This window comes from Flavobacterium circumlabens (assembly GCF_004345565.1).
Classification (GTDB): domain Bacteria; phylum Bacteroidota; class Bacteroidia; order Flavobacteriales; family Flavobacteriaceae; genus Flavobacterium; species Flavobacterium circumlabens.
Genome location: NZ_SLWA01000012.1, coordinates 97,373 through 118,873 on the forward strand (window position 1 = coordinate 97,373; position 21,501 = coordinate 118,873).

General features: G+C 36.8%; 21 protein-coding genes. 12 read left to right on the forward strand and 9 right to left on the reverse strand.

Annotation, left to right across the window (positions count from 1 at the left end):
• Positions 1-2: 2 nt before the first annotated feature.
• Both EV142_RS22070 and cysC read right to left on the reverse strand, forming a co-directional pair.
• On the reverse strand, positions 3-977 hold the full coding sequence (locus tag EV142_RS22070) for a sulfotransferase family protein (RefSeq protein WP_132038046.1): 975 nt from the start codon (positions 975-977) through the stop codon (positions 3-5).
• A 25-nt stretch (positions 978-1,002) separates the two neighbouring features.
• A complete protein-coding gene (gene cysC, locus EV142_RS22075) occupies positions 1,003-1,539 on the reverse strand; it encodes an adenylyl-sulfate kinase (protein WP_132038048.1) in 537 nt (178 codons plus the stop codon).
• A gap of 161 nt (positions 1,540-1,700) precedes the next feature.
• On the opposite strand from cysC, the gene EV142_RS22080 reads away from it, so the two are divergent.
• The 3 genes from EV142_RS22080 to EV142_RS22090 all read left to right on the forward strand — a co-directional run bounded on the left by EV142_RS22080 (position 1,701) and on the right by EV142_RS22090 (position 6,287).
• Positions 1,701-2,390: an SIR2 family NAD-dependent protein deacylase gene (locus EV142_RS22080; RefSeq protein ID WP_132038050.1), complete on the forward strand. Its 690-nt coding sequence runs from the start codon at positions 1,701-1,703 to the stop codon at positions 2,388-2,390.
• A 79-nt stretch (positions 2,391-2,469) separates the two neighbouring features.
• Positions 2,470-3,816 (forward strand): adenylosuccinate lyase, encoded by a 1,347-nt coding sequence (gene purB / locus EV142_RS22085; protein WP_132038052.1) that lies wholly within the window; start codon positions 2,470-2,472, stop codon positions 3,814-3,816.
• Positions 3,817-4,052: 236 nt separating this feature from the next.
• Entirely contained in the window at positions 4,053-6,287 is a 2,235-nt protein-coding gene (locus EV142_RS22090; protein WP_132038054.1) for a cation:proton antiporter domain-containing protein, read from the forward strand.
• Positions 6,288-6,400: 113 nt separating this feature from the next.
• On the opposite strand, the gene EV142_RS22095 is transcribed toward EV142_RS22090, so the two are convergent.
• The 3 genes from EV142_RS22095 to EV142_RS22105 all read right to left on the reverse strand — a co-directional run bounded on the left by EV142_RS22095 (position 6,401) and on the right by EV142_RS22105 (position 9,282).
• Positions 6,401-7,039: a peroxiredoxin gene (locus EV142_RS22095; protein WP_132038056.1), complete on the reverse strand. Its 639-nt coding sequence runs from the start codon at positions 7,037-7,039 to the stop codon at positions 6,401-6,403.
• An 87-nt stretch (positions 7,040-7,126) separates the two neighbouring features.
• A complete protein-coding gene (locus EV142_RS22100; protein WP_132038057.1) occupies positions 7,127-8,350 on the reverse strand; it encodes an MFS transporter in 1,224 nt (407 codons plus the stop codon).
• Between the two features lie 20 nt (positions 8,351-8,370).
• Positions 8,371-9,282, reverse strand: coding sequence for an AEC family transporter (locus tag EV142_RS22105; RefSeq protein ID WP_132038059.1), 912 nt, complete (start codon positions 9,280-9,282; stop codon positions 8,371-8,373).
• A 75-nt stretch (positions 9,283-9,357) separates the two neighbouring features.
• Between EV142_RS22105 and EV142_RS22110 the strand changes: the two genes are divergently transcribed.
• From EV142_RS22110 to meaB, 3 genes are all read left to right on the forward strand, one after another.
• A complete protein-coding gene (locus EV142_RS22110; RefSeq protein WP_238698783.1) occupies positions 9,358-9,807 on the forward strand; it encodes an Rrf2 family transcriptional regulator in 450 nt (149 codons plus the stop codon).
• 55 nt (positions 9,808-9,862) lie between these two features.
• A complete protein-coding gene (locus EV142_RS22115) occupies positions 9,863-10,504 on the forward strand; it encodes an NAD(P)-dependent oxidoreductase (protein WP_132038061.1) in 642 nt (213 codons plus the stop codon).
• Between the two features lie 301 nt (positions 10,505-10,805).
• Positions 10,806-11,903 carry a methylmalonyl Co-A mutase-associated GTPase MeaB gene (gene meaB, locus EV142_RS22120; protein WP_132038063.1) on the forward strand — a complete coding sequence of 366 codons (1,098 nt, stop codon included), beginning with the start codon at positions 10,806-10,808 and terminating at the stop codon, positions 11,901-11,903.
• A gap of 68 nt (positions 11,904-11,971) precedes the next feature.
• Here meaB and EV142_RS22125 read toward each other — a convergent pair whose 3' ends face one another.
• From EV142_RS22125 to EV142_RS22135, 3 genes are read right to left on the reverse strand one after another with little or no spacing between them, the layout of a single operon-like run.
• Positions 11,972-13,906 carry an LTA synthase family protein gene (locus EV142_RS22125; protein WP_132038065.1) on the reverse strand — a complete coding sequence of 645 codons (1,935 nt, stop codon included), beginning with the start codon at positions 13,904-13,906 and terminating at the stop codon, positions 11,972-11,974.
• A gap of 40 nt (positions 13,907-13,946) precedes the next feature.
• Positions 13,947-14,174: a hypothetical protein gene (locus EV142_RS22130; RefSeq protein WP_127339667.1), complete on the reverse strand. Its 228-nt coding sequence runs from the start codon at positions 14,172-14,174 to the stop codon at positions 13,947-13,949.
• 27 nt (positions 14,175-14,201) lie between these two features.
• Positions 14,202-15,587, reverse strand: coding sequence for an MATE family efflux transporter (locus EV142_RS22135; protein WP_132038066.1), 1,386 nt, complete (start codon positions 15,585-15,587; stop codon positions 14,202-14,204).
• Positions 15,588-15,776: 189 nt separating this feature from the next.
• On the opposite strand from EV142_RS22135, the gene EV142_RS22140 reads away from it, so the two are divergent.
• On the forward strand, positions 15,777-16,289 hold the full coding sequence (locus EV142_RS22140) for a hypothetical protein (RefSeq protein ID WP_132038068.1): 513 nt from the start codon (positions 15,777-15,779) through the stop codon (positions 16,287-16,289).
• A 73-nt stretch (positions 16,290-16,362) separates the two neighbouring features.
• Here EV142_RS22140 and EV142_RS22145 read toward each other — a convergent pair whose 3' ends face one another.
• On the reverse strand, positions 16,363-17,238 hold the full coding sequence (locus tag EV142_RS22145; protein WP_132038070.1) for a PPK2 family polyphosphate kinase: 876 nt from the start codon (positions 17,236-17,238) through the stop codon (positions 16,363-16,365).
• Positions 17,239-17,512: 274 nt separating this feature from the next.
• Here EV142_RS22145 and EV142_RS22150 point away from each other — a divergent pair, with 274 nt between their 5' ends.
• The 5 genes from EV142_RS22150 to EV142_RS22170 all read left to right on the forward strand — a co-directional run bounded on the left by EV142_RS22150 (position 17,513) and on the right by EV142_RS22170 (position 21,436).
• A complete protein-coding gene (locus EV142_RS22150; protein ID WP_132038072.1) occupies positions 17,513-18,349 on the forward strand; it encodes a DUF6929 family protein in 837 nt (278 codons plus the stop codon).
• A 230-nt stretch (positions 18,350-18,579) separates the two neighbouring features.
• Entirely contained in the window at positions 18,580-19,080 is a 501-nt protein-coding gene (locus EV142_RS22155) for an RNA polymerase sigma factor (protein ID WP_132038127.1), read from the forward strand.
• 2 nt (positions 19,081-19,082) lie between these two features.
• The gene (locus tag EV142_RS22160; RefSeq protein WP_132038074.1) at positions 19,083-20,048 is read left to right on the forward strand and encodes a hypothetical protein; all 966 of its coding nucleotides are present in this window, start codon (positions 19,083-19,085) and stop codon (positions 20,046-20,048) included.
• 26 nt (positions 20,049-20,074) lie between these two features.
• Entirely contained in the window at positions 20,075-20,740 is a 666-nt protein-coding gene (locus EV142_RS22165) for a carboxypeptidase-like regulatory domain-containing protein (protein ID WP_132038076.1), read from the forward strand.
• Between the two features lie 108 nt (positions 20,741-20,848).
• Complete coding sequence (locus tag EV142_RS22170) at positions 20,849-21,436, forward strand: LURP-one-related/scramblase family protein (RefSeq protein ID WP_132038078.1); 588 nt, start codon at positions 20,849-20,851, stop codon at positions 21,434-21,436.
• The last annotated feature ends 65 nt before the right edge of the window (positions 21,437-21,501 follow it).

The following is a 21,501-nucleotide window of genomic DNA, read 5'->3' on the forward strand; positions in this document are numbered from 1 at the left end:
GTTCAATTTCTGTCGGCCAACTGTCCTGATAATTTCTGTTCTAATTTTTCATATAAATGATTCACCCTGCTGAGATCCATTGCTAAATTTTCATTCATAAAAGAATCACCGCTAAAGACGTTCGTTTCATTTTTAGAATGTTTCTTCAAACGCTCGTACATCTGGTCGATTTCTTCGATATAATAATCGTCATTTATCAGATCAATAACCTTTTCGAGAATATCCCGCATTCCGTCTTTATAATTGTAAACCAGTACATTCTGATCTTTTTGTTGAAAATCAAAATAAGCCTGAAAATACTTTTCCAGAACCACTGCACTATATTGGTGAAAACCAATTTCTTCGATTTCCTTATTCGTAATTCCAAAAATTTTGGAAGGAAGTAAATTGGGAATCATATGCATTCCTTTGAGTTTGGAATGGGATTTTAATACTTCGGCGGGATTCCTGTACAAAAGGACAAAAGGCAATTCAGGAAAAATGGATCTTAATTCGCCTGCTTCAAAGATGTGCCAGGAATCTAATTTTACGATTAAATTCTTTTCATCGGGAAATCTTTTTTGTCCCAGTAAAGCGATTACGGCTTTTATTAAAACTCTTTTTTTATCCAGATCAAAAAGTTCACTTCTTACGATCGCATCAATAATTGGCGCTTCTGCAATCACTATATTTTGTGGGGAAACGGCCAAAGACTGCGCCAGCATAGTAGACCCACAACGCGAGACATGAAATACAAATGCTTTTAATTCCGCAGAAACCAATTGGGCAGCCCAGTCAATAAGATTATCGGCGCTGCTTACCACTTTAAATCTTTTTAAATTGTCAGGATGGTCTGCGCATTTTACCAGCGTTTCCTCGAAAAAAGGGTCCAGATACCTTTTGTCACCCAAATAAATCCATTCAAAATAGACCTCTCCCTCTTTTTCAATTAACTTATTCGGAATCCAATGTAAAAGGGGGTGATCGCTATTTTCCATGTTTAAATTTATTTTTTTAAAATACTTACTGAGCCATATTGGTTATGTTATCCAGTATAAAAGAATACAGTTTGCCGGTTGAAACAGACTCTGCTTCTGAATCTGTTTTTAAGGTTAAATCAGCTTTTAAAGGAACTTCGTAAACATCGCTAATTCCGGTAAAATTGTTGATTTTATTGCTATCGTTATCCGGCAACAGTGCTTTTTTGTACAATCCTTTTGGATCTCTTTTAATCAGATTGTCTATCGAGCAGTCCAGATAGACCGTTCGTACAAAATTATGCCGGCTGATTTCATTTCTTAAATCTTCATAGGGATTTATGACAGACATCAGAACAATAACTTTGGACGCAATAAAATCCTGTCCTACACTAAAAAGACGTCTTACATTCTCGTACCGGTCATCTTTTGAAAAGCCCAGATCTTTACAGAGTGTTTTTCGGTATAGATCACCATCTACTATTTTTACTTTATGCCCTTCATTTACCAGCAAATGCTCTACATTTTTAGCCAATGTAGTCTTTCCGGAACCTGACAAACCTGTAAATTGTATTAGTATCATTAACTTTTTTTATTAAAAAGCAAAGCAATAAAAATCAACGCCTTGCAAATTATTCATAGTAAAAATACTAAAAAAACTACTTCAATACATTCATTTTTTATAAAATCAATGACTGTGTTCATTTGGAATTGATTATTTTTATTTTTCAGAATCAAATCAAAATGAAAAAGAAATTAGTCGTTTTAACCGGTGCCGGAATTAGTGCTGAGAGCGGCATCAAAACCTTTCGCGACAGTGACGGTTTATGGGAAGGTCATGATGTAATGGAAGTCGCAACTCCAGAAGGCTGGCACAAAAACCAGGAATTGGTATTGGATTTCTACAACAAAAGACGCCAACAGCTCAAAGAAGTACAGCCTAATTTAGGTCATCAGATTTTAGCCGAATTAGAGCAGGATTTTGACGTATATATTATCACTCAGAATGTTGACGATTTGCACGAGCGCGCCGGAAGTACAAATGTATTGCACCTGCATGGCGAACTGCTAAAAGTGAGAAGTACGCAAAACAGAGATCTGATTTTGGATTGGAAAGACGATTTGTTTACCGGAGATTTTGATGTGAACGGACATCAGCTACGCCCGCATATCGTTTGGTTTGGCGAAGAAGTACCTGCTCTCGAGGAAGCTATTAAAATGGTCGAAGAAGCAGATTATTTTGCTGTAATCGGAACATCGCTACAGGTTTATCCCGCTGCCGGACTGATATCTTATACGTATAGCACTACTCCTGTTTTTTATATTGATCCCAAGCCAATTGCAATTCCGAATCTTCAGAATAAAGTAGAAATCATTCCTAAAATTGCTTCTGAAGGAGTGGCGATTTTAAGAGACCGGTTAAAATCAATTTAAAAGTACAATTGCCCGTTTTGATGACTTCTAATCCCCAAATTCTGTTTATATTTGCACCTTTCGAACAAACAACATAACAATGACTACTTTAAACGAATTGAATGCTATTTCTCCAATTGACGGAAGATATAGAAATAAAACCCTTTCATTAGCGCCTTTTTTCTCTGAAGAAGCCTTAATCAAATACCGTGTATTGGTTGAAATTGAATACTTTATTGCCTTGTGCGAAGTACCATTACCACAACTAAAAGACGTAAACTCCAATTTATTTGACAGTTTACGTAACATCTATAAAAACTTTTCTACCGAAGATGCGCTTTGGATCAAAGAAACGGAGAAAGTGACCAATCACGATGTAAAAGCAGTAGAGTATTTTATTAAAGATGCTTTTGAAAAACTGGGTTTATCTCAATACAAAGAGTTCATTCACTTCGGATTAACCTCTCAGGATATTAACAATACTGCAATTCCGCTTTCTACAAAAGAAGCTTTTGAGCAGGTTTATATGCCGTCCCTGATTTCTTTAATTTCAAAATTAAAAGAATTAAGCGTAGAATGGGCAGCCATTCCGATGTTGGCACGTACACACGGACAACCGGCTTCTCCTACCCGTTTAGGAAAAGAAATTCTGGTTTTCGTGGAGCGTTTAGAAGAGCAACTGCGGTTGTTGTTCAATGTTCCGTTTGCTGCTAAATTTGGAGGAGCAACAGGAAATTACAATGCACATCATGTAGCCTATCCGCAAATCGACTGGAAACAGTTTGGAAGCAAATTTGTTGAAACGGGTCTTGGTTTACACCATTCTTTTCCGACAACACAAATTGAGCACTACGATCATTTTGCAGCATTTTTCGATGCTTTAAAAAGAATCAACACTATTATTATCGACTTAGACCGCGATATCTGGACCTATGTTTCGATGGATTATTTCAAACAAAAAATCAAGGAAGGCGAAATTGGATCATCTGCCATGCCACATAAAGTAAATCCGATTGATTTTGAAAACTCTGAAGGAAACCTGGGAATGGCAAATGCTATTTTTGAACATTTATCGGCTAAATTACCCATCTCAAGATTACAGCGTGATTTGACCGACAGTACTGTTTTACGTAATATTGGCGTTCCGATCGGTCACACTATTATTGCTTTTGAAGCTTCCCTGAAAGGTCTGAACAAATTACTTCTGAACGAAGCTAAATTTGCTGAAGATTTAGAAAAAAACTGGGCCGTTGTGGCTGAGGCAATTCAGACCATTTTACGTCGTGAAGCATATCCGAATCCATATGAAGCTTTGAAAGGTCTGACCCGAACAAACGAAGCAATTGACAAAAAAGCAATTCATAATTTTATTGCGACTTTAGAAGTTTCTGATGCTGTAAGAGCCGAATTAATGGCAATAACACCTGCAAATTATGTCGGAATCTAAATAAAACACAAAATATTCTCTCAAAAAAAGCTATCTTTAACGATAGCTTTTTTTATTAAATCCAATTGGAAGTTAGTCCAGACTAAAATAAAAAGCCTTTTATAAAAAAAACTATATTTTTTTGGCTGTTACAGAGCGACCATTGGAAGCTTCTCTAACGGAATTGAAAAATAAGGTATTTTAAGTAAAAGCTTGGAATGGAACTGGATTAAGCTTCTGGAAAAATCCTTTCTTATATGATTACCTTAAACGCCGCAGCCGCAACTACCCACCATTTACAACCCTTAATTAGCGACCTCGGATTAATTCTGATTACCGCCGGAATTGCTGTACTATTATTTAAAAAAATGAAACAGCCTCTTGTTTTAGGCTATCTAATTGCAGGATTTCTGGCTGGAAACCATTTTGATTTTTTTCCTTCGATTACAGAAATGAAGAGCGTTGAAGTCTGGGCCGAGATTGGAGTAATTATTCTCCTCTTTAGCCTTGGACTCGAATTTAGTTTTAAAAAATTAATGAAAGTCGGCGGAACAGCCTCTATAACTGCCATCACACAGATTATCACGATGGTTATTCTCGGCTATCTCGCCGGACAATGGATGGGCTGGTCGCAGATGGACTGTATTTTTCTGGGTGTTATTTTATCTATTTCTTCCACTACAATCATTTTAAAAACCTTTGATGAACTTGGCGTAAAAGCGCAGAAATTTGCCGGAATTGTTATCGGATCCTTAATAGTGCAGGACATTGTCGCTATTTTAATGATGGTTTTACTTTCTACAATTGCTGTAAGTCAGCAATTTTCGGGCAGTGAATTAATGATGTCGGTTCTAAAGTTGATTTTCTTTTTAACGGCCTGGTTTGTGGGCGGTATCTTTTTTATTCCGACGCTTCTTAAAAAAGCCAAACATTTACTGACAGATGAAATGCTGCTTATTATTTCGCTTGCCCTATGTTTAATGATGGTAAGTTTCGCATCTAATGTTGGTTTTTCTCCCGCTTTGGGTGCTTTTATAATGGGATCCATTATCGCCGCAACTACTCAGGCTGAACATATAGAACACTTAATAAAACCTGTTAAGGATTTATTTGGGGCTATTTTTTTTGTATCGGTCGGAATGTTAATAGACCCAAAAATGCTTTATGAACATGCCCTTCCGGTAGCTATTTTAACGCTGATAACAATTGTGGGGCAATCTGTAAGTTCTACCATTGGAGCTTTATTGGCCGGACAACCTTTAAAACAGTCGGTACAAACCGGAATGAGTTTGTCTCAGATTGGTGAGTTCTCATTTATTATCGCCACACTCGGAATGACCTTAAATGTTACCAGTTCGTTTTTATATCCGGTAGTGGTCGCGGTTTCTGCCGTTACTACTTTTACCACTCCGTTTATGGTAAAATATGCAGTTCCTTTTTCAGAAATTCTGGAGCGAAAACTTCCGAAAAAATGGGTTAAAAATATCAACCGCTACAGTGTAAATGCTCAGGCTATAAAATCAGTCAGCACCTGGCAAAAAGTCCTGAATGCTTATATTCTTCAGATTGTTTTACATACTATTATTATCGTGGCAGTTATTTTATTGTCTTCAAAATTCATAGCGCCACTGGTTATTGATACCCGATTCGGAAACACTTTGGCCGCACTTATTACTCTGGTAGTGATTGCGCCGTTTTTATGGGCGCTCTCGCTGCGACGTATAGCAGAAGAAGAAGTTGACGAATTGTGGGCAGAACGAAAATACAGAGGCGCACTCTTGATGCTGATTCTAATCAGAATGAGTCTTGGTCTGTTCTTTGTTGGATTTTTACTGAATATTTTCTTCTCCCCTTTAATTGCATTGATCGCTTTGGTTATTGCCATAGGAGTTTATCAGATATTCCCTAAAAAACTGAACGAACAATATCATAAAATAGAAAATCACTTTTTGAAAAACCTGAACGATCGTGAAAACAAAAAAATTGACAGAAGATATGCTAACTTAATGCCCTGGGACGGACACATGTCATTTTTTGATATTGGGAAAGAATCAAATCTGGCAGGTAAAACCCTGGAAGAATTAAGAATCAGGGAGCAATTAGGCATCAACATTGCCTATATAAAACGTGGAGAAGTTACGATACCTATTCCCACTAAAAACGAACGTCTGTTCCCCGGCGATAAAATTTGTGTTATTGGCACTGATGCCCAGGTGACTGAATTTACAAAGTTTCTAAATCAACATGAAATGGAGGCTCCCGAAAAAGCAGAAGAAAGTAATATCGTATTGCGTCAGCTGGAAGTTTCGCAGGAAGAATTCATCCAAAAATCTATTGGACAGTTCAGATCTAAAACAAACGGAATGGTTGTTGGAATCGAGCGAAACGGAAACAGGATATTAAATCCGGAATCCAGTTTGGTCTTAGAGAAAAACGACATCCTTTGGGTTGTTGGAGATAAAAAAAGAATGTCTGATTTATTAAGGTTCTAAGGTGCTGAGGAACTAAGAAACTAAGGCTTTTTAAATAATTACTAATAAAAAATAAGGTTCTAAGTTTTTAAGTAGAAAAACTTAGAACCTTAGTAACTCAGCACCTCAGCACCTTATTTATTAGGTTGCGGAGTCATACGCAGATAAGGTTTTATTGCTGTATGTCCTTTTGGGAATTTTGCGGGAATATCACTATCGGGAACTGCAGGTGTAATAACCACATCTTCTCCGTCTTTCCAGTTTGCAGGAGTTGCTACGCTGTAATTGGCTGTTAATTGCAAACTATCAATAACACGAAGCAATTCATCAAAATTTCTTCCTGTTGAAGCCGGATAAGTCAGCGTCAGTTTAATTTTTTTATCAGCTCCGATAACAAAAACAGAACGCACTGTAAATTTCTCGCTTGCGTTTGGATGTAACATATCGTATAAAGTCGCAATTTTTTTATCCTCGTCAGCAATTATCGGAAAATTAACCGTTGTATTTTGAGTTTCATTAATGTCTTTGATCCACTCTTTATGAGACTCCAAACCATCAACGCTCAACGCGATTACCTTTGTATTTCTTTTTGTAAATTCGGGAACATAATTGGCAACTGTCCCTAATTCAGTTGTACAAACAGGAGTAAAATCTGCAGGATGTGAAAATAAAACGCCCCACGAATCGCCTAACCATTCATGAAAATGGATTGTTCCTTCTGTTGTTTCGGCCTGAAAATCCGGAGCTATATCGCCTAATCTTAATGTTGACATAATTTAAAGTTTTTAGTTCCTCTAAAATTACTTAAAAAAAATAATTAAAAAAACTAAACTCTACTTTTTCTATCAATATTAAGATAATTAACTTTTTTTCTTCTGTTGAATATTAGGTAAAAAATAGGCAAGGACACCTATTAAAGGTAAGTACGAACTAATGGTATACACATATTCGATACTGGTTTTATCAGCGATATAGCCTAAAATAGCAGAACCCAAACCGCCCATTCCGAAGGCAAAGCCAAAAAACAAACCTGAAATCATTCCGACTTTTCCGGGTTTTAATTCCTGTGCATACACCAAAATAGCCGAGAATGCAGAAGCAATCACAATTCCGATAATAATGGCCAGAACGCCTGTCCAGAATAAATTGGCGTAAGGCAGAAGCAGCGTAAAGGGTGCAGCTCCTAATATAGAAAACCAAATGATATATTTTCTTCCAAAATGATCTCCCAACGGACCTCCGATTAAAGTTCCTGCCGCTACAGAAGCTAAGAAAATAAATAAGTAATATTGTGATTCCTGAATTCCCAAAGAGAATTTACTCATTAAATAAAAAGTAAAATAACTGGACATACTGGCCATATAAAAGAACTTCGAAAAGATCAGCAGCAACAAGACAATAATCGAAATCGTAATTTTTCTATTCGATAAGCCAACCGTTTCTTCTTCTAAAGATGTTTTTTTGGCAGCTCTTAAACTCATATGGTTTTCGTACCAGACAGCGATTCTTGACAAAATGCCAATTCCGATAATGCCTGCAATTACAAAACAGATTACATATGATTGTCCATGTGGCGCCACGACTACGGCTACCAATAAAGGTCCGACTGCACTACCGGCATTTCCGCCTAACTGAAAGATAGACTGTGCCAGACCACGTTTTCCGCCTGACCCCAAAAAGGCAACCCTGGAAGCTTCAGGATGAAAAATAGAAGAACCAATTCCGACTAAAGCCACTGAAACCAATATCATTACAAACGAAGTTGAAATCGATAATAACCCTAATCCTAAAATGGTAAAAAGCATCGCTGCTACCAAGGAATACGGTTTTGGTTTTTTATCAGTATAAAATCCAACAAAAGGCTGCAATAAAGAGGCTGTCAGCTGGAAAACAAACGTTATCAATCCGATTTGGGTAAAACTCAGGTTGAAATTTTCTTTCAGAATCGGATATGTTGATGGAATTACGGATTGCATTAAATCATTTAGCAAATGGGCAAATGCAATTGAAAATAATACCGAATAAACTGTTTTTTGGGCTAAAGCACTGCTGTCAATTGCAGTAGTCTGGGTAGATGAATTCATAATGTGATACGCAAAAAAAATTATATAAAACTAACGATAAAATACCAAACGGCCAGTGTGACAAAGGAAACTGGTATTCCGAAACCAATCATCATGCTGCTTAATTTAGGTTTTAATCCGTAAGTGGATGCCAAAATTGCACCGGTTATCATGGGCGCCATTGCCATTTCCATAATGGTAATTTTAATCCCCTCAGAATGCTGTTTTAATATCACAACATATAAAACAAGGATTACCAGAGGAGCGAAAATTAATTTATAAAAAAGTCCGAGCCGCAAAAATTTCCAATGCCTGCTTTTCCGGTCAAAAGTAAGCTGTAAACCTACAGACAGCAAAGCCAAAGGCGTAACAAAACTTCCAATTTTCAATAAAATAGGTTGCAAGTCCTCCTTAAATTCAAACTGAAAAACATTCATCAGGCAGGCAAAAACAAAAGTGAGAAATGGTGGAAAAAGAGCTACCTTTTTTAGAATACCCAAAGCATCCGGAGTTCCTTTAGAATAAAAAGCAGCCACAAAAATGCCCAACGTCGAGACCACAACAAATGTTCCCGGCTGATCAACCAAAACTGCTGTTTCCAAACCTTTTTTTCCAAATAAAGCTTCAATTATCGGATAACCAAGAAAAGAACTATTACTTAATCCGGCGGTTAAAATCATGCAGCCGATAAGTTTATTCGACCAGCCCATTCGTCTTCCTAAAAAATGGAAAAAGATAAAAGCCAGCAGAAAACAAATCCAGCCTGCCCCTATCGGAAATAACAATTCCGGATTCCATTTTATTTTTGGAATATGGTATAAGGTAATCGCAGGCAGACAAAGATAAATGACAATTTTGTTTAAATGCTTGTAGATATTCACCGGAAATTGCTTTACTCTTTGCAAAAGCAAGCCTAAACTCAAAAAGAAGAATATTAAAATGAAGTTGTTCATAATGCAGGTTCCTGACAAAAATAAGAATTTATAAAACACTGAAGAACATTAATTTTTAGTTAAAACCTTTTTTTAATGGATAAAACGCTTTACATTTGTAACATATTTTATTACAGTATGATTTCAGGTAAATTTGCCATAACGATTCACATTTTAACTTTACTCACTAAATTCCCCAATGATTTTTTGTCATCCGAATTTATTGCAGGAAGCATGAACCTAAATCCTGTTTTGGTTCGTAAAGAGATCGCTAATCTGAAAGCACATCATATTGTAGAAAGTAAAGAAGGCAAGAACGGGGGTACAAAATTATTGAAAGAAGCTTCAGATATTACTTTAAAAGAAATATTCGAACTTACTTTCGATAATATTAATTTAGGATATGCCAAAAATCAACCAAACCCAGACTGTCCGGTTGGCAAAAAAGTCAATCAGAATTTGTCTGAGCTATATGCCGATATCAACGAAAAAGTAGGTTTACAATTGAAGAAAATTACACTGGAAGATTTTTCAAGTCAGTTTTAAAACCGTTTTTTACACTAAACTGTAACATTTTTTATTACTAATTAAATTATATATTATGAAAATTGCAATTATTGGAGCTACAGGATTTGTTGGCTCAGCTATCTTAAGCGAATTAGCATCAAGAAACCAGGACATCACAGCGATTGCCAGAACTCCAAAAGAAGCATCAAATGTAAATTGGGTTGCTGCGGATATTTTTAATGTTGATGCTTTGGCAGAAGTTCTAAAAGGAAACGATGTTATCATTTCTGCTTACAACGCAGGATGGACCAACCCAAATATCTATGATGACTTTATTGCAGGTTCAAAAGCAATTCAGGAAGCGGTAAAAAAATCAGGTGTAAAACGTTTCATCGTTATTGGCGGAGGCGGAAGTTTATTTGTTGCTCCGGGTTTACAGGCTGTTGACACTCCGGATTTCCCAAAAGAATACTATACTGCTGCAAGTGCTGCCAGAGATTATCTGAACATCATTAAAGAAGAAAAAGAGTTAGACTGGGCGTTTTTTAGTCCGGCTTTTGAAATGCATCAGGGAATTACAACCGGCAGAACAGGAAAATACCGTTTAGGTTTAGAAAACCCGGTTTTTAATGATGAACAAAGAAGTATTCTTTCTGTGGAAGATTTAGCAGTGGTTATTGCCGATGAAGCAGAAAATGCAAAACACCACCAGGTTCGTTTTACAGCGGGATATTAAGAGAAAGGTTCTGAGGTCCTGAGGCCCTGAGGTTCTAAGTAATCTGCCACGAATTTCACTGATTTTCACGAATTTTTTATTCCATTTTGTCATCCTGACGGAGGAAGGATCGCATTAGAAGTTTTACAAAGACTGGCGGCTTTCCAATCGGAGTTAGACGTGTGCTCCTTCCTCCGTCAGGATGACAAACACAACTTATCTTTCCAATAAAAAATTCGTGAAAATCAGTGAAATTCGTGGCAAACTAACTTTTTGAAACTGTTTTTGTTTTCTGTACTTTTACAAAACTAAAAAGTACAGTTTGTCAAGTTTAAAAAAACAATCAGGCAGTTTGCAAGAAAAAGCCGGGATTTCACCTCCTGAAATCACCAATAGTGCTGCTATTAGTCAGATTCAGATAAACAGAAGAAAACAACCTTCTTCTGATGAATTAATAAAGGGAATTCTGGATCAAAACAGAACTGCTTTAAGCCGTGCTATTACTTTAGTAGAAAGCACCCATCCTGAACATGCTGAAAAAGCAAATGACGTCATCAAAGGCTGTCTTCCGCATGCCAATCGATCGATACGGATCGGAATTACCGGTGTTCCAGGTGTTGGAAAAAGTACTTTTATAGAAGCTTTTGGAAAATTCCTGACCGCTTTGGGGAAAAAAGTTGCCGTATTGGCAGTTGACCCCAGCAGTTCGCTGTCGCATGGAAGTATTTTAGGGGACAAAACCAGAATGGAAGAATTGGTAAAGGACGAAAATGCTTTTATAAGACCCAGCGCTTCCGGAGATACGTTAGGCGGAGTAGCGAGAAAAACCCGTGAATCGATTATTTTGTGCGAAGCCGCAGGTTTCGATACTATTATTATAGAAACTGTTGGTGTAGGGCAAAGTGAAACTGCCGTGCACAGTATGGTTGACTTTTTTCTGCTATTGAAAATTTCCGGTGCAGGCGATGAACTTCAGGGGATCAAACGGGGTATTATGGAAATGGCCGATGCTATTGTCATCAATAAAGCGGATGGTGATAACATAAAAAAAGCCAATCAGGCGAAACTGGAATTCAACAGGGCTTTGCATTTATTTCCACCCAAAAAATCAACCTGGCAGCCCAAAGTTACCACTTGCAGTGCGATTACAAACGATGGAATTCCTGAAATCTGGGATACTATTTCCTCTTATTTCGAAATGACCAATGAAACCGGATATTTTCAGGAAAAACGAAAAGACCAGAATCAGTTTTGGATGATCGAAACCATAAACGAACAACTGAAACTAAACTTCTACAATAAACCCGAAATAATCACACAACTGGAACAAAACAAAAAAGCAGTGCAAAACGATGAATTATCACCTTTTGCAGCTGCTCAGCGTTTGTTGAAGTTGTATTTTGAGGAAAGGACAAAGTAACAAAGGTTCAAAGGCACAAAGATTTTTACTCTGTCCCTTTGAACCTTTGTTACTTTGAGCCTTTAAACCTATTTCTTTCTAAGCTTATATTTATTCTCCTTATATAAATTCCCTGCTGTAATAACGTGAGCCAAAGCATCTTTTGCTAATTCTTCGTTTAGTTTTACAGGGATTAGGGTCGTGTCGTTTTTGATTTCAAATTGGAGTGGTTTCAAATTGGGTTGCATAATCACAACCTGGTTCTCTACCCTGAAGGCATTGATATCGTTAAATTGCATGATAGATCTTCCCTGAACTTTAACGTCTAATTTATTCAGGTTTCTTCCCACCATAGGAGTTTCAAACGGAATCCCTAAATAACCCAATAAAGTTGGCGGAATATCAATCTGACTCGCCAGTTTACTGTATACTCCTCCTTTTTGAACTCCGGGTCCGATTATTAATGCCGGAATATGAAATTTATTGATCGGTACTAAATTCTTTCCGTAGGTTCTTGTATTGTGATCGGCGATGACAATAAAAATCGTATTTTTAAAATAAGCTTCTTTTTTAGCCATTTCGAAGAATTTCCCAATAGAAAAATCCGCATATTTCATGGCATTATTTACCGTAGCAGGTTTCTGATCGAATGGTTTTATTCTTCCCGCCGGATACTCAAAAGGTTCGTGATTTGAAGTCGAAAACATTAAGGAAAAGAAAGGTTTCCTGCCTTTTGCCTTAAAATAATTGTTTGCTTTGGTCACTAAATCTTCATCAGAATAGCCCCAGGTGCCTTTGAAAGCATATTCATTTCCATCAGATTCAAAATCTTCCTGATCAACAATATCCTGAAAACCATTTCCGTTGAAAAAAGAAGCCATATTATCAAAATTGGCCATTCCGCCATAAATAAAACTGGTTTCGTATCCTTTTTGTTTTAAAGCATCGGCCAGGGTAAAAAATCCTTGTTGGGAGTTTCCTAATTTCACAACGCTTTCAGATGGTGAAGGCAGAAATCCTGTCACAACAGCTTCGATTCCACGTACGCTTCGGGTTCCCGTGCAATACAAATTGGTAAACAATAACCCTTCTTTCGATAATTTATCAAATTCAGGTGTTAACGGTTTTCCGCCTAAAATCCCAACATATTCCGCACCTAAGCTTTCCTGTAAAAAGATGACCAGGTTATACGGCTGCTGTACCGTTGTATCGGGCTGCTGCACATGAAGAAACGGAATTTCAGCATAGGTAAAATCAGTTGGTCCGGCGATCATGTATTTTTTTACACGAGCAATCGCTTCAGCTTCGTCCATTTTACCGTACATCTTGGTGTTTCCTTCATTTTTAATAGAATACGCTGCAAATGCAACGGTATAAAAAGAATTCAATCCCAACGTATTGGTTAACTGATCTGTAGAAAAAACAGCATTACTGGCATTGATTGGACGTTTGGAAGTCAGACTCGAACGTGCTCCAAAAAACAATAAAAAAGCCACTAATGGAAAAACCATCAATTTGAATTTATAAGCTGTACTGGTGGTATGAAAAAATTTTTTTCCTTTTTTGAAGGCAAAATACAAGACAAGTCCCAAAATAAGGAAGGTAACAATTATAGAAGTCAGGTAACTTTTCAAAAGCATTCCGACCACTTCTTTTGGATAAATCAGATAATCTAAGAAAATTTTATTCGGACGGGTGTCGTATTGTTTTACAAAATCAGGCGAGGCCAATTCTACAAAAAGAATCAGGAACAGGAATAAAAAGCTGTAAATCACCAGGAAGTTATTGGTAAACTTCAGCCATTTATTCGGAAGAAATGTAATCAATACGGCCGGAAGAAAAGACAGGTAACATAACAGTATCAAATCCATTCGCAGTCCGATTGGAAAAATATACCAGAAGTTTGGCGTTTCAACGACTCTGTCTTTAAAAATAAAAAATAAAAATATTCGACTTAAAGTAGTAATTAGCAATCCGATTGCTATAAAATTAAAAACAGGTTTTAAAAAACTTAATTTTTTCATCAGAAAGATTTAGAGCTTAAAAAATAGATTCAAAACAAAATTACTCTTCGTAACGGTTTATTTCTCTGTCGTAAAATTCATTTGCCAGAACAATCAGGCCTTCCATTTCGGCATTCAGTTCGGCTTCATCAAGATCTTCAGCTTCTTCCATAAATTCAACCTCATCATCTTTAAGGTTGATAATAAATCTTGGATAATCAAGGTGAACGATAAAAATATCATCCGGAAAATCAGTGTTATCTCCGAGTAAAAATTTAGGTAATTCCATTTTTATTTATTTTTTTAAGTTTCAAATTTAGTTATTTGCAACTGAATTATTGATTAATTTTTTGGTTAAGTAATGAAAACGAAGGTACAGGAATATTGCGGCAGAAGTTAATCCGGCCAAAAGGCCAATCCAGACTCCCTGTGCTTTCCAGGGCGTGTATGCTGCCAAATAGTACGAAATCGGAAAACCGATCACCCAATACGCCACAAACGTAATGTACATCGGTATCTTCACGTCCTGCAAACCTCGCAAAGCGCCTAAGACCACGACCTGAATTCCATCTGAAATCTGAAAAACTGCGGCTATTAAAAGTAATTTGGAAGCAATTTCGATTACTTCCGTATTGTCTGTAAGCTGTAATGTATTTTCCATATTCAGAAAAAGATAAGGCAAAATACTATGAAAAGCGATAAACACCGCTGCAAAAACCACTTCAAGAATAATGGAAAGTAAAAAAACAGATCGTGCTACGACTACCAAATTTTTATAATCCATAAGACCTCTCTGATTACTGACACGAATCATAGAAACAACACTGAGTCCCATGGCAAACATAAAAGTCAGGGAAGAAAGGCTTAGTGCCACCTGATTGGCCGCCTGACTTGTTTTTCCGATATTGCCGCAAAGCCAGATGGAAGCGGTAAAAAGTACTACTTCAAAAAGCATCTGCATAGCCGATGGCAGACCTAAGTTTATAATTTTCCTAAGGGTTTCTTTTTTGATTTCCTCAAAACTAAAATTCTCAAAATAAGTTTTAAGCTGTTCTCTTCTCGACAAGATAATGTGCATAAACAGCACCATCATAATCCTTGAAATTACGGTTCCTAAAGCAGCACCGACAATTCCCATTTTAGGAAAAATCCAGACGCCGTAAATTAGCATATAGTTAATGCCAACGTGAATTACATTCGCCATAATAATCGCGTACATCGAGTATTTGGTCATTGATAATCCGTCAGCAAATTGTTTGTAACCCTGATATATGATAAGCGGTACCAATGAAAAGGCAACCCAGGCCAGATACGGTTTTGCCAAAACAATAACATCTGTCGGCTGGTGCAGTAATTCCATTAAAGGCATTGCCAGCACGATTAATCCAAAAAGCAAGACGCCTAAAATGGTACATAAAAACAATCCGTGGTGAAAAGTAGAACGAATTTTTGATGGATTCTTTTCCGCATCTGCCTCTGCTACAATTGGGGTGATAGCGGTAGAAAATCCTATTCCTAACGATAGGGCTATAAATATCATACTATTTCCCAGCGAAACGGCGGCAAGCTCCGTACTTCCCAATTTCCCTACCATTATATTATCGACAATACCTATTAAAGTGTGTCCGACCATTCCCAGAATAATAGGATACGCCAATCTTAGATTATAAGAGAACTCTTTTGTGTAATTTTTTAAATTCAATTTTACTGCTTTTAAGTCGGCAAAGATACTGAGAAGCTTTGAATTCTTTTCTATTATCAAAAACATAAGCGAATATTAAGAATATGCTTCATAATAACGAGATTATATAACAATTGCAAAAAATTGTATAACAAACTCCCAACTCATGAATTTTACTTTTACACCATTAAATAATTAAAAAAAATTGTCATGAAGAAATCAGGAAATCTAAAAATGTTATGCCTTGCACTTATTACTTTATTATACGCCAACACAACTTTCGCTCAGGACAGTGAAATTAAAAATTACGATCAGGGATTCAGATTAGGATTTGGAATAAATGGCGGAATACCAACTGACAAGGATTATGATTGGGCACTTGGCGGAGATGTACGTCTGCAATATGACCTAACCAAAAGAACGTCATTAACACTGACTACAGGTTTTACGAATTTATTTAAAGGAGACGACGCTAAGGATCTTGGATTTATTCCGGCAAAAGTAGGTTTTAAAGCTTTTGTATGGGAAGACCAATTTTATGTTTTAGGTGAAGTCGGTGCAGGTTTTGCTGTTACGAACGGTTACAACGACACAACATTTTTATGGGCTCCGGGAATCGGGTACGCCAATAAGTACATCGATCTTAGTGTTCGTTATGAAGACTATCACGATTTCAGAACCAATCAGGTAGCATTGCGCGTAGCGTATGGTTTTGATTTGTAAAAATACATTTATTTTTATTCTTTTGTTTTTGGTAAAACCCGACAGTTGCTCATAGGCTGTCGGGTTTTTTATTTTATTTCGCCAGTTGCTTTTTATACAATTCAAAATTGGCTTTTATTTCATCATCCAGTTCCGGTTCTTTAATGTCCGTATATTTTTGCATTTCTTCCCAGATAATTTTGGCTACAATATATCGGGCCATTTCCTTATCATCGGCAGGAACAATATACCATGGCGCATGTTCTTTTGATGTTTTATTGATCGCCTGTTGATAATATTTCTGGTATTCCTCCCAGTGTTCACGCTCTTTTAAGTCCCCCGGAGAAAATTTCCAATTGTGCTTTCCTTCTTCCAGACGGCGCAATAATCTCTGGCGTTGTTCTTCCTTGCTCAGATGCAGGAAAAATTTCATTACAATAGTTCCGTTTGCGGCAATATGTTTTTCGAAATTATTGATTTGCTCAATCCTGTTTTTCCAAAATTTTGGTTTGATATCTTCTACCGAATTAATTCCCGGCAGATTTTCACTTAAAAGAAATTCCGGATGCACGCGTGTTACCAGCACATTCTCGTAATGGGTTCTGTTGAAAATCGCAAACTTTCCTTTTTCGGGAAGTGCAATATAATGTCTCCATAAATAATCGTGCTCCAATTCCGATGAATTCGGTGTTTTAAAACTGTGCACCACCACACCACGCGGATTAAATTCCTTAAAAACTTCCCGAATCAGACTGTCTTTTCCCGAAGTATCCATTCCCTGCAGGCAAATCAAAACGCTGTATTTATTGTGCGAATACATAACGTCCTGCAAGTCGCTCAGCTTCGCCTGAACCTTATCCAGTTTTTCTTCTTTTTCTTCATCATCCGCCTTTATATCCAGCAAAGTCGGAATACTCTTTAAACTTATTTTCTTAACAACTTTAAAATCATTCGGGTCTATCGATTTCATATTTGTAAATTTTATGTATTAGTGGTATTTCATCTGTTATTACCGCATATTAAGGGTAATTTCATAACATTCCGTTTTATCGTAATAGTAAATATAGTACTTTTACGAAGCATATTCCTGCTATTCATTGCAATACTTTTTCAATAAATTGTTTTTTTCCAAGCCATAACAAGAGCTTCCGTTGGTCGCTTTGTTCTGCCGGAAAAAATACAATTTCTCCTCAAAGTATTTTCATTGCTATCAGGGCTGGGCACTCTTTTACAAAACAAAATTCATGGAAAAATTCACTTTAGAAATATTATTTCAAATCATCGGAATCGGTTCGGCATCAGGCTTGTTTTTCAATAACAATTCCCTTTATATCATTGGTGACAACAGTGGATTCTTATACGAATACAACCTGCAGGACCAGCAATTAAGCCACCATCCTTTAATGGATAATCCATCGCAAAACATTCCTAAAAACCTGAAACCGGATTTCGAATCCATTACCCACCACAACGACACCTTATATGTTTTTGGCTCGGGTTCTACCGAAAACAGAAATAAAATGATTGCGTTCGACCTGAAAACAAAAACGATTTTACAAAAAAATAATCTGGTCGATTTATACGGTTTGATGCAAAGTTTTGGAGAAATAAAACCGGAAGATTTCAATCTTGAAGGTGCTATTTTCGATGGAGAAAACTGGTATTTATTCAATCGCGGAAATGGAATCTCCAATAAAAACACCATTTTCACCATTCACGCTAAAAATTTAGGGGAAGAATTTGCATTGGTAGCCACCAACTATAAACTGCCCAAAATAAAAGGGGTCCGTTCCAGTTTTACCGATGCGATTTTAGTCGAAGACAAAATCTATTTCCTTTCAACAGCCGAAGATACCCAATCTACTTACGACGACGGAGAAATCCTCGGAAGCTTTATCGGACGCATCGATCTCAAAACCATGAAAATCGATTTCACGCAAAAAATAACGTCCACCAATAAATTCGAAGGTTTGACTTTCTACAAAAAAGAAAACAATAAAATTGAATTTCTGCTTTGCGAGGACAATGACACGGAACTTTTGGAGACAAAGATTTTTAAATTGAGCTTACCGGTTAAGTAAATTCAATATTTTTAACAAGGAAGAGAGATAAGACGCACTGCTGTGCGCCTCTAAAGCGGTAGAACCGCTGCTGCTCCCCTCTACGATAAACCTTTGTCGCTTTGCAACTCTGAACCTTTGAACCTTTAAAAAAAAATCATCACCGTCCCAACCTTTTTATCTTTTTAACCCTCTTTAGTATAAAGACAACAATTGTGATAAACGAAACCCAGATTTCCAACTGCAAAAAAATGCAACGTGATGCGCAGCGTCAGGTGTATGAGTATATGGCTCCAAAGCTGTATCGTCTCTGCAAGCGATACCTAAAAAAGGAAGAAGAAATAGAAGAAGCTCTGGCCGATGCTTTCTATACCATATTCACCAAAATAGAACAGCTCAAAGAAGTTCAGGCTTTTGAGGCCTGGGCCAGAAAAATAACCGTGAACCATTGTTTGGCGACCATTAAGAAAAATACAAACTTCAACATGTATCTTGATGATGTCAAATTGCTGTCACAACCTTTTACGGAAGAAATCAATCATTTAGAAGAAGAGGATTTACTCAATTTATTAAACCATATTCCCGACGGCTGTAAAACGGTCTTTAACCTTTTTGTCATAGAAGGTTACGGACACAAAGAAATAGCCGCTATGCTGAACATTTCTGAAGGCACCTCAAAATCACAATTGAATGCTTCAAAAACCAAGCTCAAGGAATTAGTAAACAAATTGTATTATCAAAAAGCAAAATAGTCATGGACAATCACGATAAATTATTCGAAAAAATAAAAGAAGCTTCGCATAACGCCGAGAGTAAAGATTTTGCTGCAATGGACAAGGTCTGGTCCCGCGTGGAAGAAAAACTGGACAAAAAAGAAGATAAAAAAACAATTGCCTTATGGAAAAAAATTGCAATCGCCGCTTCTCTGTTATTGGTTATTTCTATAGGTTCTCAATTTATAAAAACAAACCACACTTCAACTATTGAAGAAACTAAGGTAGTCACTAACGAAATTCAAAAAGAGCCGATTCAGGAAACTGATTTAGGAAAAAATAAAATCGCAACTTCTGAAGACTCCGAAATAATCCCAAAAGCAGAAGCCACGGAAATCCTGAATAACCAAATTAAAAAACAGGAAAAAGTAGCCCTTCAGGAAATACAAAGTTATAACAGTGATAAAATCGCTTACGAAACAGCACCCGCAATAGCTGCTGACGAAGCCGCTGCTCCTGCTCCATCTATAACTTCGGGTTATTCAAGCGAAGAAGATTCAGTTGAAAAAGACAAAGCCTTTGCTCCTGCTGCGGTTTCAAAACCCCTAAGAGGTGAATCCTATCGAATGGCTGTTGCTGAAAAAGAAACTCAGATGGCTAAAAAAAGTGCCCCTCTGGTGATCCTGAACGGAAAAGCAATTTCCCATACAGATGATGCGAAAAGAGACAAAATGATGCAGGGAGAACTTACAAACTTAAATCCTGAAAATGTAGAATCACTGGTTGTATTAGAAGAACCGTTATACATTATTGACGGAAATTACTATTCGGAAAATGATTTATTCGGAAAGAACCCAAAAAGCCCTTATGCTCCCTTAAACAAACAGGAAATAAAAACAATTACCATTCTGCAGGATCTTGAAGCCACCGAAAAGTACGGTGAAAAAGGAAAAAAAGGAGTGGTAATAATCACTACCAAAACAGGAAAACCAGCTCCGCAGCATTAGCTAAAACTTAACTTAAATTTACTATTATGAAAAGTTTAAAACTTTTTTCATTAGTCCTGTCTATGCTCGTATGTTTCCTATCCGTTGCGCAGCAAAAAACGATAAGCGGCACTGTCTCAGATTACAATTCCGTTCTGCTTCCGGGAACGCACGTTACAATTAAACAATCAGGAAAAGAAGCATCTACCAATTTCGATGGGAAATATACAATTGCTGCCCAAAAAGGAGACACACTTGTTTTTAGTTATGTGGGGTATGAAATACAAAAAAAAGTCGTCGGAACTAAAAAGATTATTAATGTAAAATTAACCGCCGCCCCTCCGCTCCTGGAAACCTACGGTTATAATCCGGAAATCGCTGATAAAAAAAACAAGAAACAGTATCTCCCACTAAAAGATTCTGCAACCAGAAATCCTGATACTATTCCATCCAACAAAGAACCGCTGTATGTTGTTGACGGGGTTCCTGTACAATCCCGCCAAATAGCAAAAATCAATCCGAATGATATTCAGAATCTTAGTGTCTTAAAAGAAATCGAGGCTACTTCTCTCTATGGGCCGAGAGCTTATTACGGGGCCATTATTATTGTTACAAAAAACGAAATTTATAAGAATCTTACAAAGGAAGAAATAGACACTGACTTAAATAAAACTTCCGTTCCTTTTCTCAAAAAAGAAGATCGGAAAGATTAAAAATTATTATTGAAAAGTGTTTGAAATCGCTTTAGGGTTCATGTCGTTATTTTACTACATTTGGTTTTTTAATAAAAGCCTTTATAAATTAACTTTAAATAAAATTTAATGAATCCTATTTTAAATCAGAATTTATTCCTTGTAAAAGAGCATGTTGGTATGTTTAAAGCTGCTAACAACTATGATGTTTATGATCCGGAAACCAATCAGATCATTATGAATTGCCGCGAAAACAACCTGGGCTTTTTCACAAAAGTATTTCGTTTTACTGATTATAAAAGAATGACTCCGTTTGATGTTGAAATTACAACTGCTTCAGGTGAAAAGTTAATTACGGTGAGACGTGGCGTGGCGGTTTTCCGTTCAACTGTTGAAGTTCTGGATGAAAAAGATCGTTTAATTGGAACTTTCAAGCAAAAATTCTTCTCCTTTGGAGGGAAATTCGAAATTCTGGATAAAAATGAAAGACCGTGTGCGACCCTTCAGGGAAAATGGACGGGCTGGGATTTTAAATTTTCGCATGAGAACAGGCAATTGGCTCAGGTAAGCAAAAAATGGGCAGGAATGGGGAAAGAGCTTTTTACCAGTGCTGACAATTATGTACTGCAAATTGAAGAAAATGTACCTGCTGACAGTCCGCTTAGACAATTAATCCTTGGAGCTGTCATGTGTATTGATATGGTTCTGAAAGAATAAGAAAGTTGTTAAACTTAGATTAAGAAACAACGGAAAGCATCATTTTAGCAATCAAAAGAATTATT